The following is a 14,213-nucleotide window of genomic DNA, read 5'->3' as shown; positions in this document are numbered from 1 at the left end:
TGATATCAACAACGCGTCGGGCACATGGGAAATCAGACTAAAATCAGCAAGCCGGCCCCCGCCGGCCGCGCCATCCACTGTCAGGATTGCAGCATCAGCCAGCTGTGCATTCCGCTCGGTCTTAATTCCGACGAGCTGGACGAGCTGGACAACATCATCGAACGCAAGAAACCCATCCAGAAGGGACAGGAGCTGTTCAAGGCGGGCGAGCCGCTGAAATCGCTCTATGCCATCCGCGCCGGCACCGTCAAGTCCTACACCATTACCGAACAGGGCGACGAACAAATCACCGCCTTTCACCTGGCCGGCGATCTGGTGGGCTTCGATGCCATCAATACCGGCTCCCACCCCTCTTTCGCCCAGGCCCTCGAAACCGCCATGGTATGCGAGATCCCCTACGAAATCCTGGACGATCTGTCCGGCAAGATGCCCCGGCTGCGGCAACAGATCATGCGGTTGATGAGTAATGAAATCAATGGCGACCAGCAGATGATACTGTTGCTGTCTAAAAAGACCGCCGAAGAACGGCTTGCCGCCTTCCTCCATGGCCTGTCGAGCCGCTATGCCCAGCGCGGCTTCTCGCCCCGCGAATTCCGCCTGACCATGACCCGTGGCGACATCGGTAACTACCTCGGCCTGACCGTCGAAACCGTCAGCCGGCTGCTCGGCCGTTTCCAGAAAAGCGATTTGATTGAAGTGGACGGCAAGTATATCCGTATCCTGGATCTGCCTCTGCTGGCCCGTCTGGCCGGTGTGCCGGCGGCGTCCTGAACCACCCGGGAGGGAGCCTGTTATGATCAAGTATCAACATATTCTGGTGGTGGTCGATCCGGTGGCCGAGGTTCAGCCCGCGCTGCACCGGGCGGTCTCGGTCGCGGCACTGGAAGATGACGCCGCCATCACCCTGTTCCTGCCCATCTACGATTTTTCCTATGAAATGACCTCCATGCTCTCTAGCGAAGAGCGGGACGAAATGCGCGAAGGTGTGGTCCAGGGGCGGGAGGAATGGCTTAAGACCTTGCTGGATCCCTATAAGGACAGCAAGATCCGCTTCAACCTCAAGGTAGTTTGGCACAGCCGCCCCTTTGAGGCCATTATCCAGCAGGTGCAGGACGGCGGCCACGATCTGGTGGTGAAAAGCACCCACAAGCATGCCCTTATCCAGTCCTTTATCTTCACCCCCACCGACTGGCACCTGCTGCGCAAGTGCCCCTGTCCGGTGCTGCTGGTCAAGGAGCGGGACTGGCCCATGGGCGGCAAGGTGCTGGCGGCGGTCAACTGCTGCAGCGACGATCCGGCCCAGGAAGCGCTCAACAACAAAATCATCGGTGAAAGTGCCGAGGTGGCACGCCTGCTGTCATCCGAGCTGCACCTGGTCAACGCCTACCCGGTTACCCCGGTGAACATGGCGCTGGAGCTGCCTGATTTTGATCCCCATGCCTATAATGCCGCGGTGCGCAAGCATCACGAACGGGCTCTGTACGAGTATGCGGTGCGCTTCGATCTCGAGTCCCGGGCACTGCACCTGCAGGAAGGGTTGGCCGAGGAAGTCATCCCGGCCTGTGCCGGCGACATTGACGCCAGCCTGGTGATCCTGGGCTCGGTGGGCCGGACCGGGCTGTCCGCCGCTCTGCTCGGCAACACCGCCGAGCACGTCATCGACAAGCTCGACTGCGACGTCCTGGTCCTGCGCCCCGACGCCTGATCCCGCCACTGGCGCCTTGCCCTCGGGGCGCCAGTCACTATAATAGCCCCCAGTTTTTTCGCCGGGGTCATCATGTCTGTTCAAACCGCCAAGCAAGTGTACAACTTCAACAAGCTGCAGAAGCGGCTGCGCCGCCACGTGGGTGAAGCCATTGCCGATTTCAACATGATTGAAGACGGCGACAAGATCATGGTCTGCCTGTCCGGCGGCAAGGACAGCTATGCCCTGCTCGACATACTGCGCAACCTGCAGGCCCATGCCCCCATCCGCTTCGACATCGTTGCCGTCAACCTGGACCAGAAGCAGCCCGGTTTTCCCGAGCATGTGCTGCCCGCCTACCTGGACCAGCTGGGGGTGGAATACAAAATTGTCGAGGAAGACACCTATTCCATCGTCAAGGACAAGATCCCCGAGGGCAAAACCACCTGCTCCCTGTGCTCGCGGCTGCGCCGGGGCATACTGTACCGCACCGCCAGCGAGCTGGGCGCGACCAAGATAGCCCTGGGCCACCACCGGGACGATATTCTGGAAACCCTGCTGCTCAACATGTTCTATGGCGGTACCCTGAAATCGATGCCGCCCAAACTGGTGAGCGACGACGGCAGGCATGTGGTGATCCGTCCCCTGGCTTACTGCAAGGAAAAGGATCTGGTGCGCTACGCCGAAGCCAAGGCCTTTCCCATCATCCCCTGCAACCTGTGTGGCTCTCAGGAAAACCTGCAGCGCCAGGCCATCAAGAGCATGCTGCAGGAATGGGATCGCCGCTTCCCCGGCCGCATCGAAAGCATGTTCCGCTCGCTGCAGAACCTGGTGCCCTCCCACCTGCTGGATCACCAGCTGTTCGATTTCAAGGGTATCGACCGCAACTCCGGCGTCATCGACGGCGGCGATCTCGCCTTTGACAAAGCGGAGTTCTCGCCCCGCTTTGTCGACGAGGATGATGAAGAAAACGACGCCGATTTCGGCGAGCGGCTGCAGATTATCGAACTGAAATAAGAAAAGGCGCCTCGGCGCCTTTTTGATAGCCGGCAAATTTCTTGGCTGATCTGAACTGACAACACCTATGCCCGAGCAGAGGACAAAGGGAACCGCTCCGCCGACCGTCACATGCCATGGATGGCATGTGCGAGCTTACATTGAGGTACTTGTAGCGTGTCGGCGGAGTGGGCCCTTTGGCCGACTCATGCCTGAGGAACAGACGACTTTGTCAACAAACCGAATGGCGCCGAGGCGCCTTTTTGAGTTACAGCCAGGGGCTGATCCGCACCGCCGGCAGCGTCAGGCTCCGCTCCTCGGCCAGTTGTGAATCGGAAAGCTCCAGCCGCTCCTTGCCACCGAGTTGTTGCCCTGGCTCGGCGGCCACCAGATGCAGCCCCTTCAGTTCGGGCACAAAGTAACGGCCCGGCCAGCCCGCCATTTTTTTCAGCAGCAGGTCCATCTCCTGCCGTACCTCGCGCAGCCGGGCCAGCGATATCTCGCCGGCGTCCAGCTCAGCCTGAATCTTGATGGCGATATCGCAACGTTCGGGATCCTCCACTTCCAGTGCCACCACCGCCTTGTCCAGATCGAGCTGCTTGTCGTAGGGCAAGCGGAACTGGCCATGGGGCAGCACTTCCACCTGGCCGCGGATGTCCTGGGCGACCCGCACTTCACCGGATTCAATCCGGCACATCCCATCCCCGTTCTGGCGAATCAGATAAAATCCCAGGTGGGCCTGCTCCACCCTGGCCTTGGCCACGGTGTCCAGGTGCTTGTAAAACCCGCTGTATCCCAGGTTAAGGGTACCGGCCCAGGACGAGCCGGCAAACAGCGCCAGGGTGGCGCAGCAAATAATGGCCTTCATGCTTCGAAATGATCCTTGCTGTCGGTACCGGCCTGACCGGCGGAGGGCATTGGCCCGGTGGCGGCGTCCCCTTCGATACCGCAGGCCTCCCGGTAGATAATGCCCTTCACCACGATGTAGAGCGGCGCTACCCAGATAAGTCCGATGCCAAAACTCATTACCGCTGCCATGAACAGCAGCACCAGCAGCATGTGGATCAACATCATCGCCAGCCACTGGCGGGCAAACAACCGTAACGAGGTCAGTATCGCCTGCAGCGGCGTCATGCCTTTTTCCAGGATCAGCGGAAAAGTGAACATCAGCGCCACACTCAGGATCAGGGTCGGCAGCAATGACAGCATGGGCGGCAGCCCCAGGCTCTGGCCCAGGGGCAGGAACAGGCTGGTGAGCAGGCCCATGATCATGCTGGCCAGGGCCAGGGGGAGCAGGTAGCGGAAATAATCGAAAATCTGGCTGGGCCGAATGGGCCGGCCGGCGGCGCGATGGATCCCCATCATGTCCAGGCCGCCGCTCATCGGCGCCATGATCATGGAGATCAGCAGGCCGAGCAGGCTGGTGCTCCACACGGATTCGTCCCCTTCCCCGGCAGTCAGCACCAACAGCTGGTTAAGCAGCAGCCAGCTGCCGACCACGCCGATGGCGGCCAGCAGCATGGTCAACTTGGCGCCGTAAATACGCTGCCAGGCTTCCTGGAACACCGCCCTGGGGGTCAATGTAAAACCCTGTTCCAGGGACTGGCGCAGCCGGTTATATCCTGATTCGTTCATAATGCATTCTCATTCATTGGTTGGCCCCATTATAACGGATGCACCGCTTCCGGTAACCCGTGCTAAGCCGTTATAAAATTTGGGGATTTTTGTCAGACCAGAAACAGTAAATCAACATGTTCCGACGACAAAAATTCACTTTGATTTATAGAGTACGGGGTCTAGAATGCGCGCTCATTTTACTACCAGAACGCGGCGCGTTTTCATCGAGGTGAATAAGGGCAAATGGCCGACAACAAAGCACCCATCGTCTCCCTGACCGGTATCGGCAAACAGTTTGACGGCAAAGCTATCATAGAAAACCTGGATTTATCCATTTATGACGGCGAATTCCTCACTATCCTGGGCCCCTCCGGTTGCGGCAAGACCACGGTATTGCGCCTGATTTCCGGACTGGAAGAGGCGGACGCGGGGCGTATCACCCTGGCCGGCGAAGACGTGACCCGGGTTCCGGCGGAGCAGCGCCACGTCAATACCGTGTTCCAGAGCTATGCCCTCTTCCCCCACATGACCATTTTCGACAACGTGGCCTTTGGCCTGCGGATGCAAAACGTGGCGGCGGACGAGATCCGGCCCCGGGTGCTGGAAGCGCTAAAGATGGTGCAACTGGAGCAGATGGCGGCCCGTTATCCGCACCAGCTGTCCGGCGGCCAGCAGCAGCGTATCGCCATTGCCCGAGCCGTGGTCAACCGGCCCAAGGTGCTGCTGCTCGACGAATCCCTCAGTGCCCTTGACTATAAACTGCGCAAGCAGATGCAGACCGAGCTCAAGGCGCTGCAGCGCCGGCTTGGCATCACCTTTGTGTTCGTCACCCACGACCAGGAAGAAGCCCTGTCCATGTCCGACCGCATTGTGGTGATGCAGGGTGGCAAAGTAGTGCAGGACGGCGCGCCCCGGGATATCTACGAGTCGCCGGCCAACCTGTTCGTGGCTCGTTTCATCGGTGAAATCAACATCATGGACGGCGAGTTGCTCGCCCCCGCCGATACCGCCGGCGCCTGGCGCGCCCGGGTCGAGGGCCGCGAGTGCCTGGTCCATACCCAGGACAGTTTCAGTGCCGGCGACCGGGTCTGCGTACTGCTGCGCCCGGAAGATCTGCGCATGTCGATGCTCAAGGTCGGCGAGCAGGCCAGGGGCGTGGCCGGCCGCATCCTGGACCGCCAGTACAAGGGTGCGACCCTGGATTCCCTGGTGGAGCTGACCTCCGGCCAGCAGATCCTGATCTCCGAGTTCTTCGACGAGGACGATCCGGACTTTGACTATCGCCTCGGACAACAGGTGGATATCACCTGGGTCGACAGCTGGGAGGTGGTCCTGCCCTATGAACAGCACTAACGGTTTTCGCAACCTGGCCATCAGCCTGATCGTCGGTTGGCTGCTGCTGTTTGTGTTTCTGCCCAACCTGATGATCATCGCCACCAGTTTCCTGACGCGCGATCATGCCAGCCTGGTGAGCCTGGTATTCACCCTGGAAAACTACGCACGGCTGTTTGATCCCCTGTACTTCCAGGTGCTGTGGCACTCGGTATTCATGGCCGGCACCGCCACCCTGATCTGCCTGCTGGTGGGCTACCCCTTCGCCTTTATCATCGCCCAGTTGCCGGCGCGCTGGCGGCCTTTCCTGCTGTTTTTGGTGATAGTGCCGTTCTGGACCAACTCCCTGATCCGCACCTATGCACTCAAGGTGGTGCTGGGTACCAAGGGGCTGCTCAACAACGCCCTGCTCGGACTTGGCCTGATCGACCAGCCGCTGCGCATTATGTTCACCGAGGTGGCGGTGATCATCGGCCTGGTTTACATACTGCTGCCTTTCATGATCCTGCCCCTGTACTCGGCCATCGAGAAACTCGACGGTCGCCTGCTGGAAGCTGCCCGGGATCTCGGCGCCGGCGCCTGGTCGCGCCTGGTGCGGGTGATTTTACCGCTGACCATGCCCGGCATTGTGGCCGGCTGCCTGCTGGTGTTCCTGCCGGCCATGGGCATGTTCTATATCTCCGACCTGCTGGGCGGGGCCAAGAACCTGCTGATCGGCAATATCATCAAGACCCAGTTCCTCAATATCCGTGACTGGCCCTTCGGCTCGGCGACCAGCGTGACCCTGACGGTGCTGATGGCGGCCTTGATCTTCGTCTATTACCGGGCCGGCAAGCTGCTGAACAAGAAGGTGTCCATCGATGACTAAGTGGTTCAAGGGCGCTTACCTGCTGCTGGTGTTCGCCTATCTGTACATTCCCATCGGCGTACTGATCATCAATTCCTTCAACAGTTCCCGCTATGGCATCCGCTGGGACGGCTTCACCTGGGACTGGTACAGCCGTCTGCTCAATAACGCCAGCCTGATGGAGGCGGCCCGCCATTCGGTGACCATTGCCCTGGTATCGGCCACCCTGGCGGCGCTGATCGGCACCCTGGCGGCGGTGGCTCTGTACCGCTACCGCTTTCGCGGCAAGGGTTTCGTGGGCGGCATGCTGTTTGTGGTGATGATGTCGCCGGATATCGTCATGGCCATTTCGCTGCTGGCCCTGTTTGTGGTGCTGGGTATTTCGCTCGGCTTCTGGTCGTTGCTGTTTGCCCACATTACCTTTTGCCTTCCCTTTGTGGTGATCACCGTCTATTCGCGCCTCAAGGGATTTGATCTGCGCATGCTGGAGGCCGCCAAGGATCTGGGTGCCAGTGAGTTAGTGACCTTCCGGAAAATCATCTTTCCGCTGGCCAGGCCCGCCATTGCCGCCGGTTGGCTGCTGAGCTTCACCTTGTCCCTGGATGATGTGATCGTCAGCTCCTTCGTGACCGGACCGGCTTATGAAATCCTGCCGCTGAAGATCTATTCCATGGTCAAGGTGGGCGTTTCCCCCGAGGTAAACGCCCTGGCCACCATCATGCTGGCAGTATCGCTGGTGCTGGTGGTGTTGTCTCAACTTCTGTTAAGGGATAAACGCTGATATGCAATCCTGGTTTCGTCCTCTGGCCATTGCGGTGGCCGCCACCCTGCCCGTGATGGCGCAGGCCCAAGACCGCCTGTCCGTCTACGCCTGGGCGGAATACCTGCCCGACGGCGTGTTGCAGTCCTTCACCAAGGAAACCGGGATCAAGGTGGATTATGCCACCTTCGATTCCAACGAGGCGCTTTATGCCAAGCTGAAACTGCTGCAAACCAGTGGTGCCAGCGAAAGCTACGATCTCATCTTCCCCTCCAGCTATATGCTGAGCAAGATGGCCCGCGAAGGCATGCTGCAACCGCTCGACAAGAGCAAGCTGCCCAACCTGTCGCAACTGGAGCCGAGCCTGCTGGATCGGGAATTCGATCCGGGCAACCGCTTCAGCGTACCTTACGCCTTCGGCAGTACCGCCATCGCCGTCAACCGGGACGATCTGGCCGACGCCAACATCACCGCCTGGCAGGATCTGTGGGACAGCCAGTGGCAGGGCCAACTGATGCTGACCGACGATATCCGCGAGAACTTCCAGATGGCGTTGCTGACCCTGGGCCACTCCGCCAACAGCCGCGAGCCGGAGGAGATCAAGGCCGCCTACGAGAAACTGCTGACCCTGCAGGACAACGTGTTGCTGTACAACTCCGACAACCCGCGCATGCCCTATGTCGCCGGTGAGGTTTCGCTTGGCCTGATCTGGAGCGACCAGGCCTACAAGACTCAGCAGGACGGCATGAATCTGGAGTATGTCTATCCGGAAGAAGGCGCCATCTTCTGGGTGGACAGCGCTGCCGTGCCCGCCAATGCCAAGTCGGCAGACGCCGCTCACCAGTTCATGGACTATCTGATGCGTCCGGACGTGGCCGCCATGATCATCCAGGAGCTGGGTATCGCCGTGCCCAACCAGGGCGCCCGGGCCCTGCTGCCGACCGATGTCGCGGACAACCCCGTGCTGTTCCCCTCCTCCGAGACTGTGGCAAAGGGACATTTCCAGGACGATCTGGGCGACGAAGTGCTGGCGGTTTACGAACAATACTGGGTCAAACTGCGTTCCCAGTAGGGAGCCTCCCCTCAATCTCAAAGCCCGCAGCCGCGGGCTTTGTTGTTCTTCGCCCAGCTACTTTTTCCGGCCTGCCAGCAGCTCCTCCACATAGCCGGTGACCATGCGGGTCGCCGGACCGTAGCGGTGTTCGTCAAAATGGTTGTTGACCTGGCTCGGCTCCAGGTTGATCTCCAGGGTATGGGCACTGTGCATGGCCGCCTCGTGCACAAAGCCGGCGGCAGGATAGACGTTGCCCGAGGTGCCGATGGCGATGAACAGGCTCGCCTCGCTCAGGGCCTGATAAATACGATCGAGCAGCAGCGGCATCTCGCCAAACCAGACCACGTGGGGTCGCAATGGCTCGGGAAACTGGCAGCAGTGGCACAGATCCGTGGTGTGCAAAGGACCGTTCCAGGATACCGTCTGGTTGGAATGGGGACAGCGCGCCTTGAGCAGTTCGCCGTGCATATGCAGCACATTACGGCTGCCGGCGCGTTCGTGCAGATCGTCGATATTCTGGGTAACCAGGGTAACCTGTTCGGGCCATTCCGCTTCCAGCCTCGCCAGGGCAAAATGGGCCGCATTCGGCTCTACCGTTTGCAACAGGGCCCGGCGGGCATTGTAAAAACGGTGCACCAGCTCGGGATCCCGCCGGTAGCCCTCGGGCGTGGCCACATCCTCGATACGGTGTTCCTCCCACAGGCCGTCGCTGGCCCTGAAGGTACGGATCCCCGACTCTGCCGAAATGCCGGCCCCGGTAAGAATAACAATATTTCCTTTGCGCACGCCCGGCATGCCTCTGCTTGAATCATCCTGGTCACAGGCTAACAGCAACAGGACCACCAGGCCAATGCTGCCTTAGTCTATAAAAGAAAAAGCCAGGCGGCTGCCTGGCTTGGGATCATTCGGTGTCGTCGAGCAATGTTGCGTTTTCTACCCTGGCCTTGAGTTTCTGGCCGGGGCGAAAGGTCACAACCCGCCTGGCCGAAATGGGGATATCCTCCCCGGTCTTGGGATTGCGCCCCGGGCGCTCCCCCTTGTTACGCAGCTCAAAATTGCCGAAGCCGGAAATCTTGACCTGTTCACCCTGCTCAAGCGCGCTGCGGATTTCTTCAAAGAAGGCTTCCACCATCTCCTTGGCATCACGTTTACTCATGCCAAGCTCAGTGAACAGGTGTTCTGCTATGTCGGCCTTGGTTAACGCCATACGCTCAATCCCTCAAGGAAGCATTAAACTCGTCGGAAAGCGCGGACACGATGCGGGCCACGGTATCGGCGATTTCCTTCTCTTCCAAAGTCCGTCGGGTATCCTGCAACACCAAGCTGAGCGCCAGGCTCTTCTTGCCGTCGGCAATACCTTGTCCTTGGTATACGTCGAACAAGTTTAAGCCAACCAGTTGTTCTCCGCCAACTTTCCTAACCAAATCAAGGATATCCCCGGCCGCAGTAGCCTGATCGACGACCAGTGCCAGATCCCGGCGATTGGCGGGAAAACGGGATACATCGGCCGCGTGTGGCACCTTGCGCTCGGTCAGGGCCGACAGCTCAAGCTCGAACAGGTAAGCCTGGGACTTAAGGCCCAGTTTCTTCAGCAGGCTGGGATGCAGGGCGCCGAACAAGCCCACCTGGCGCCCGTCCCGCAGCAGAGCGGCGGACTGGCCCGGATGCAGGGCTTCAATGTCGGCGCGCGCCAGGCTAAAACTCTGCTCGTCGGCGCCGAGGGCCAGCAGGCTTTCCAGGTCGCCCTTGAGGTCGAAGAAGTCCACCCCCCTGGCGGCCATGTCCCAGTGTTCGTCCACAACCGGGCCCAGCAGCAGCCCCGCCAGCACCGGCGTCTGGCGCACACCGTTTTCGGCACTGGCATCGGGGATAAAGGTCAACCCCTGCTCGAACAGGCGCAACCGGGACTGCTGGCGATTCTGGTTATACACCGCGGCCTGGATCAGCCCAGGCCACAGGGACACCCGCATGGCGGACATGTCGGCCGAAATGGGGTTGGGCAAAACCAGGGGTTCATGGGTGGGGAACAGCAACCGCTGCTGGGCCGGATCAACAAAACTGTAGGTAATGGCTTCCTGGTACCCCAGGTCGACCAGGGCGTCCTTGAGGCGGCCCAACGACAGGCTGGCCTCTCGCTGGGAGGACATATCGAGCCGGGCCATCGGCGCCACATTGGGGATCCGGTTATAGCCGTAGATACGGGCCACTTCCTCGATCAGATCCTCTTCGATGGCGATATCAAAGCGATAGCTCGGTACCTCCACTTGCCAGTCGTCTCCGGTCGGTGTCACGGCCAGGCCCAGGCGGGTGAGCATATCGGTAATTTGGGTGGCCGGGATATTGATGCCCAGCAGCCGGGTCAGCTTGCCGTGGCGCAGGGTAATGGGCTGGCGCACGGGCAGGTGCGCTTCGGATGCCGCCTCGACCACCGGGCCGGCCTCGCCACCGCAGATGGCCAGCAACAGGGCCGTGGCCCGCTCCATTACCTTGTGCTGCAGTTGATAGTCCACGCCCCGCTCGAAGCGGTGGGAAGAATCGGTATGCAGGCCGTAGCTGCGGGCCCGGCCGGTGATCGCCAGCGGGCTGAAGAAGGCGCATTCCAGCAGGACGTTGCGGGTGGTGTTGGTGACACCGGTGGCCTCGCCACCAAAGATGCCGGCCATGGCCACGGGACGCTCGCTGTCGGCAATCACCAGGGTATCTTCGTTCAGGCTGACCTCATTGCCGTCGAGCAGGGTCAGCTTTTCGCCCTGCTCCGCCATACGCACCTGAATACCGCCATTCAGGGTATTCAAATCAAAGGCATGCATGGGCTGGCCCCACTCGAGCAGCACGAAGTTGGTGATGTCCACCACAGGATCGATGCTGCGGATACCGCAGCGGCGCAGTTTTTCCTGCATCCACAAGGGGGTCTCGGCCTTGACGTCGATATTCTTCACCACCCGCCCAAGGTAGCGCGGGCAAGCCGCCGGGGCATCCAGCCGGATCTCGACCTTGTCATCGATGCTGGCCGATACCACGGGGATTTCCGGCCAGTTTACGTCCTGCTGGTTCAGCACGCCCACTTCCCGCGCCAGGCCGGCCAGGCTCAGGCAGTCGGCCCGGTTGGGAGTCAGGTCCACTTCGACGATGGCGTCGTCAAGTTTGAGGTAATCACGCACCTCGGCACCGATGGGGGCATCGGCGGGCAGCTCGATGATGCCGTCCGAGTCGACGTCCATCCCCAATTCGCTGTAGGAGCAGAGCATGCCGTGGGAAGGCTGGCCACGCAGTTTGGCTTTCTTGATCTTGAAATCACCGGGCAGCACGGCACCGACCACGGCCACCGCCACTTTCAGGCCCTGACGGCAGTTAGGGGCGCCACAGACGATATCGAGCAGTTCGCCGCTGCCCACATTGACCTTGGTGACGCGCAGCTTGTCGGCATCCGGATGCTGAGCGCATTCCACCACCTCGCCCACCATCACCTGGGTGAAATCGCCGGCTACCGGCTCAATGCCATCCACTTCCAGGCCGGCCATGGTGATCTGCTCGGCAAGCGCCTCGGCATCCAGACCGGTATCGACCCACTCATCCAGCCATGATTTAGAAAATTTCATTATTGCTCCTGCCGCTTACCGGAATTGCTTGAGAAAACGCAGATCATTTTCGAAGAAGGCGCGCAAGTCGTTGACGCCGTAACGCAGCATGGTCAGGCGCTCGACCCCCATGCCGAAGGCGAAGCCGCTGTAGCGTTCGGGATCAATGCCCACGGCCCGCAGCACATTGGGGTGCACCATGCCACAGCCCAGCACTTCCAGCCATTTGCCGTTCTTGCCCATCACATCCACTTCGGCACTGGGCTCGGTAAAGGGGAAATAAGACGGCCGGAAGCGGATCTGCAGATCCTCTTCGAAAAAATGATGCAGGAAATCGTGCAGGACGCCCTTGAGCTGGGTGAAGCTGACGTTCTCGTCCACCAGCAACCCCTCCACCTGGTGGAACATGGGGGTGTGGGTCTGATCGTAATCGTTGCGGTAAACCCGTCCCGGCGCAATGATGCGCAGGGGCGGCTGTTGCCGCTCCATGGTGCGCACCTGCACCCCTGAGGTATGGGTACGCAGCATCAGCGCCGGATTGAAATAGAAGGTATCGTGATCGGTGCGTGCCGGGTGATGGGCCGGTATGTTGAGGGCGTCGAAGTTATGGAAATCGTCCTCGATTTCGGGACCCTCGGCCACCGCAAAACCCAGCTCGCCAAACAGGGACTCGATGCGGCGGATGGTACGGGTGACCGGATGCAGGCCACCGGCCGACTGGCGGCGTCCGGGCAGGCTGATGTCCAGGGTCTCGGACGCCAGCTTTCGGTTCAGTTCGGCCAGTTGCAGGGCATCGCGCTTGCCGTTGAGGGCATCGTTGACGACCTGTTTGGCATGGTTGATGGCCTGGCCGGCGGCGGGGCGCTCCTCGGCCGAAAGCCGACCGAGGGCCTTGGACTGTTCGGTAAAAATGCCCTTTTTACCCATGTAACGGACCCGGATTTCATCCAGTTCGACGGCATTGGCGGCAGCCTGGATCTCCGCCTGTGCCTTGACGATCACGTCTTCCAGCTGATCCATGTATTCCTCGTTGACTTGCCCGTATACACGGACGCTAAATGAATGGAAAGGCCTTGATAATAAAGGAAATGCTTTTTTGCTTCCACCACTGAGCCGAACCGGAGACAACAAAAAAGGAGGCCGGAGCCTCCTTTTTCATTTGCTGTCGCCGGGCGACTTACACCAGGGCTTCTTTCGCTTTGGCAACCAGAGCGGTGAAGGTGGTCTTGTCGTGAACGGCGATGTCGGCCAGGATCTTGCGATCGATTTCAACGGAAGCCTTTTTCAGGCCATCGATGAAACGGCTGTAGGACAGACCGTTCTGACGGGCGGCCGCGTTGATACGGGCAATCCACAGCTGACGGAACTGACGCTTCTTCTGGCGACGGTCACGGTAGGCATACTGGCCGGCTTTGGTTACGGCCTGCACGGCAACGCGATAAACGCGTGAACGGGCACCGTAATAACCTTTGGCCTGTTTCAGTACTTTCTTGTGACGAGCGCGGGCAGTCACACCACGTTTAACTCTCGGCATGGTTCACTCTCCTCTTAAGCAGTCGGCAGCATGGATTTGATCTGGGCAACGTCAGACGCCGCAACCAGACACTTACCGCGCAGCTGGCGCTTGCGCTTGGTGCTTTTCTTGGTGAGGATGTGACGCAGGTGGGATTGCTTGCGCTTGAAGCCACCGGAGCCGGTTTTCTTGAAGCGCTTGGCAGCACCTTTGTTCGATTTCATTTTCGGCATAAAAAACTCCGCATTGTTAATAACAACAAACAACAAGGCGAGCCGGGCAAACGGATTGCCCGACTACTTGCAGGGCCTTACTGTTTTTTCTTCGGGGCAAGCACCATGACGGCCTGACGCCCTTCCAGCTTGGGGAAGGCCTCGACCACGGCCAATTCATCCAGATCCGCTTTGATGCGGTTGAGCAAATCGAAACCGAGTTCCTGATGCGCCATTTCACGACCGCGGAACCGCAGCGTGACCTTGGCTTTGTTACCCTCTTCCAAAAAGCGAATCAGGTTGCGTAGTTTTACCTGATAGTCGCCATCATCGGTACCAGGCCGGAATTTGATTTCCTTGACCTGGATTTGTTTCTGCTTTTTCTTCTGTTCCTTGGTAGCCTTGCTCTTCTCGTAGAGGAACTTGCCGTAATCCATGATACGGCAGACGGGCGGCTCGGCATTGGGACTGATTTCCACCAGGTCTACACCGGCGGCGGCGGCGGCTTCGAGTGCCTCACTGATGGACACTACACCTAATGCTTCGCCTTCCAGTCCTACCAGACGGACTTCTTTCAGTCGAATTTCTTCGTTCAGTCGATTGCGGGGAGCCGGTTTGCC

At 59.8% G+C, this 14,213-nt stretch carries 16 protein-coding genes; 7 read left to right on the top strand and 9 right to left on the bottom strand.

Annotation, left to right across the window (positions count from 1 at the left end):
• Window positions 1-24 precede the first annotated feature (24 nt).
• The 3 genes from C7I36_RS01875 (at window position 25) to ttcA (ending at window position 2,701) form a co-directional block, all read left to right on the top strand.
• Window positions 25-771 carry a fumarate/nitrate reduction transcriptional regulator Fnr gene (locus C7I36_RS01875; protein ID WP_106452052.1) on the top strand — a complete coding sequence of 249 codons (747 nt, stop codon included), beginning with the start codon at window positions 25-27 and terminating at the stop codon, window positions 769-771.
• A gap of 22 nt (window positions 772-793) precedes the next feature.
• Window positions 794-1,705 (top strand): universal stress protein UspE, encoded by a 912-nt coding sequence (gene uspE, locus C7I36_RS01870; protein WP_106452051.1) that lies wholly within the window; start codon window positions 794-796, stop codon window positions 1,703-1,705.
• A 72-nt stretch (window positions 1,706-1,777) separates the two neighbouring features.
• A complete protein-coding gene (gene ttcA, locus C7I36_RS01865) occupies window positions 1,778-2,701 on the top strand; it encodes a tRNA 2-thiocytidine(32) synthetase TtcA (RefSeq protein ID WP_106452050.1) in 924 nt (307 codons plus the stop codon).
• A gap of 247 nt (window positions 2,702-2,948) precedes the next feature.
• Here ttcA and C7I36_RS01860 read toward each other — a convergent pair whose 3' ends face one another.
• Window positions 2,949-3,548 (bottom strand): DUF2987 domain-containing protein, encoded by a 600-nt coding sequence (locus tag C7I36_RS01860; protein WP_106452049.1) that lies wholly within the window; start codon window positions 3,546-3,548, stop codon window positions 2,949-2,951.
• Complete coding sequence (locus tag C7I36_RS01855; protein WP_106452048.1) at window positions 3,545-4,315, bottom strand: DUF2189 domain-containing protein; 771 nt, start codon at window positions 4,313-4,315, stop codon at window positions 3,545-3,547. The genes C7I36_RS01860 and C7I36_RS01855 overlap by 4 nt, the downstream gene beginning before the upstream one ends.
• Window positions 4,316-4,540: 225 nt before the next feature.
• Here C7I36_RS01855 and potA point away from each other — a divergent pair, with 225 nt between their 5' ends.
• From potA to C7I36_RS01835, 4 genes are read left to right on the top strand one after another with little or no spacing between them, the layout of a single operon-like run.
• Complete coding sequence (gene potA / locus C7I36_RS01850; protein WP_106452047.1) at window positions 4,541-5,650, top strand: spermidine/putrescine ABC transporter ATP-binding protein PotA; 1,110 nt, start codon at window positions 4,541-4,543, stop codon at window positions 5,648-5,650.
• On the top strand, window positions 5,637-6,497 hold the full coding sequence (gene potB, locus C7I36_RS01845; protein WP_106452046.1) for a spermidine/putrescine ABC transporter permease PotB: 861 nt from the start codon (window positions 5,637-5,639) through the stop codon (window positions 6,495-6,497). Before potA ends, potB begins: the two co-directional genes overlap by 14 nt.
• Entirely contained in the window at window positions 6,490-7,257 is a 768-nt protein-coding gene (gene potC / locus C7I36_RS01840; protein ID WP_106452045.1) for a spermidine/putrescine ABC transporter permease PotC, read from the top strand. Before potB ends, potC begins: the two co-directional genes overlap by 8 nt.
• 1 nt (window position 7,258) lies before the next feature.
• Window positions 7,259-8,308 carry an extracellular solute-binding protein gene (locus C7I36_RS01835; protein ID WP_106452044.1) on the top strand — a complete coding sequence of 350 codons (1,050 nt, stop codon included), beginning with the start codon at window positions 7,259-7,261 and terminating at the stop codon, window positions 8,306-8,308.
• 57 nt (window positions 8,309-8,365) lie between these two features.
• Here C7I36_RS01835 and cobB read toward each other — a convergent pair whose 3' ends face one another.
• The 7 genes from cobB to infC form a co-directional block, all read right to left on the bottom strand.
• The gene (gene cobB, locus C7I36_RS01830) at window positions 8,366-9,085 is read right to left on the bottom strand and encodes a Sir2 family NAD+-dependent deacetylase (RefSeq protein ID WP_106452043.1); all 720 of its coding nucleotides are present in this window, start codon (window positions 9,083-9,085) and stop codon (window positions 8,366-8,368) included.
• A gap of 106 nt (window positions 9,086-9,191) precedes the next feature.
• Window positions 9,192-9,497 (bottom strand): integration host factor subunit alpha, encoded by a 306-nt coding sequence (gene ihfA, locus C7I36_RS01825; RefSeq protein WP_106452042.1) that lies wholly within the window; start codon window positions 9,495-9,497, stop codon window positions 9,192-9,194.
• Between the two features lie 4 nt (window positions 9,498-9,501).
• On the bottom strand, window positions 9,502-11,889 hold the full coding sequence (gene pheT / locus C7I36_RS01820; RefSeq protein WP_106452041.1) for a phenylalanine--tRNA ligase subunit beta: 2,388 nt from the start codon (window positions 11,887-11,889) through the stop codon (window positions 9,502-9,504).
• Between the two features lie 15 nt (window positions 11,890-11,904).
• Window positions 11,905-12,888 carry a phenylalanine--tRNA ligase subunit alpha gene (gene pheS / locus C7I36_RS01815; RefSeq protein WP_106452040.1) on the bottom strand — a complete coding sequence of 328 codons (984 nt, stop codon included), beginning with the start codon at window positions 12,886-12,888 and terminating at the stop codon, window positions 11,905-11,907.
• A gap of 157 nt (window positions 12,889-13,045) precedes the next feature.
• On the bottom strand, window positions 13,046-13,402 hold the full coding sequence (gene rplT, locus C7I36_RS01810) for a 50S ribosomal protein L20 (protein WP_094038210.1): 357 nt from the start codon (window positions 13,400-13,402) through the stop codon (window positions 13,046-13,048).
• Between the two features lie 14 nt (window positions 13,403-13,416).
• Window positions 13,417-13,614, bottom strand: coding sequence for a 50S ribosomal protein L35 (gene rpmI, locus C7I36_RS01805; protein ID WP_014292509.1), 198 nt, complete (start codon window positions 13,612-13,614; stop codon window positions 13,417-13,419).
• 77 nt (window positions 13,615-13,691) lie between these two features.
• Complete coding sequence (infC, locus tag C7I36_RS01800; RefSeq protein ID WP_281258112.1) at window positions 13,692-14,189, bottom strand: translation initiation factor IF-3; 498 nt, start codon at window positions 14,187-14,189, stop codon at window positions 13,692-13,694.
• Between the last annotated feature and the right edge of the window lie 24 nt (window positions 14,190-14,213).

It is taken from the genome of Zobellella taiwanensis, from assembly GCF_003012795.1.
GTDB classification, from domain to species: Bacteria; Pseudomonadota; Gammaproteobacteria; order Enterobacterales; family Aeromonadaceae; genus Oceanimonas; species Oceanimonas taiwanensis.
This window is presented reverse-complemented; position numbering and strand designations above follow the sequence as displayed.

What these genes read in the sequence shown, in the direction of transcription:
- potA (WP_106452047.1), top strand. Translation starts at nt 4,541, where the DNA reads ATGGCCGACAACAAAGCACCCATCGTCTCCCTGACCGGTATCGGCAAA.
- rpmI (WP_014292509.1), bottom strand. Translation starts at nt 13,614, where the DNA reads ATGCCGAAAATGAAATCGAACAAAGGTGCTGCCAAGCGCTTCAAGAAA.
- C7I36_RS01835 (WP_106452044.1), top strand. Translation starts at nt 7,259, where the DNA reads ATGCAATCCTGGTTTCGTCCTCTGGCCATTGCGGTGGCCGCCACCCTG.
- cobB (WP_106452043.1), bottom strand. Translation starts at nt 9,085, where the DNA reads ATGCCGGGCGTGCGCAAAGGAAATATTGTTATTCTTACCGGGGCCGGC.
- pheS (WP_106452040.1), bottom strand. Translation starts at nt 12,888, where the DNA reads ATGGATCAGCTGGAAGACGTGATCGTCAAGGCACAGGCGGAGATCCAG.
- rplT (WP_094038210.1), bottom strand. Translation starts at nt 13,402, where the DNA reads ATGCCGAGAGTTAAACGTGGTGTGACTGCCCGCGCTCGTCACAAGAAA.
- C7I36_RS01875 (WP_106452052.1), top strand. Translation starts at nt 25, where the DNA reads ATGGGAAATCAGACTAAAATCAGCAAGCCGGCCCCCGCCGGCCGCGCC.
- uspE (WP_106452051.1), top strand. Translation starts at nt 794, where the DNA reads ATGATCAAGTATCAACATATTCTGGTGGTGGTCGATCCGGTGGCCGAG.
- ttcA (WP_106452050.1), top strand. Translation starts at nt 1,778, where the DNA reads ATGTCTGTTCAAACCGCCAAGCAAGTGTACAACTTCAACAAGCTGCAG.
- potB (WP_106452046.1), top strand. Translation starts at nt 5,637, where the DNA reads ATGAACAGCACTAACGGTTTTCGCAACCTGGCCATCAGCCTGATCGTC.
- C7I36_RS01860 (WP_106452049.1), bottom strand. Translation starts at nt 3,548, where the DNA reads ATGAAGGCCATTATTTGCTGCGCCACCCTGGCGCTGTTTGCCGGCTCG.
- pheT (WP_106452041.1), bottom strand. Translation starts at nt 11,889, where the DNA reads ATGAAATTTTCTAAATCATGGCTGGATGAGTGGGTCGATACCGGTCTG.
- ihfA (WP_106452042.1), bottom strand. Translation starts at nt 9,497, where the DNA reads ATGGCGTTAACCAAGGCCGACATAGCAGAACACCTGTTCACTGAGCTT.
- C7I36_RS01855 (WP_106452048.1), bottom strand. Translation starts at nt 4,315, where the DNA reads ATGAACGAATCAGGATATAACCGGCTGCGCCAGTCCCTGGAACAGGGT.
- potC (WP_106452045.1), top strand. Translation starts at nt 6,490, where the DNA reads ATGACTAAGTGGTTCAAGGGCGCTTACCTGCTGCTGGTGTTCGCCTAT.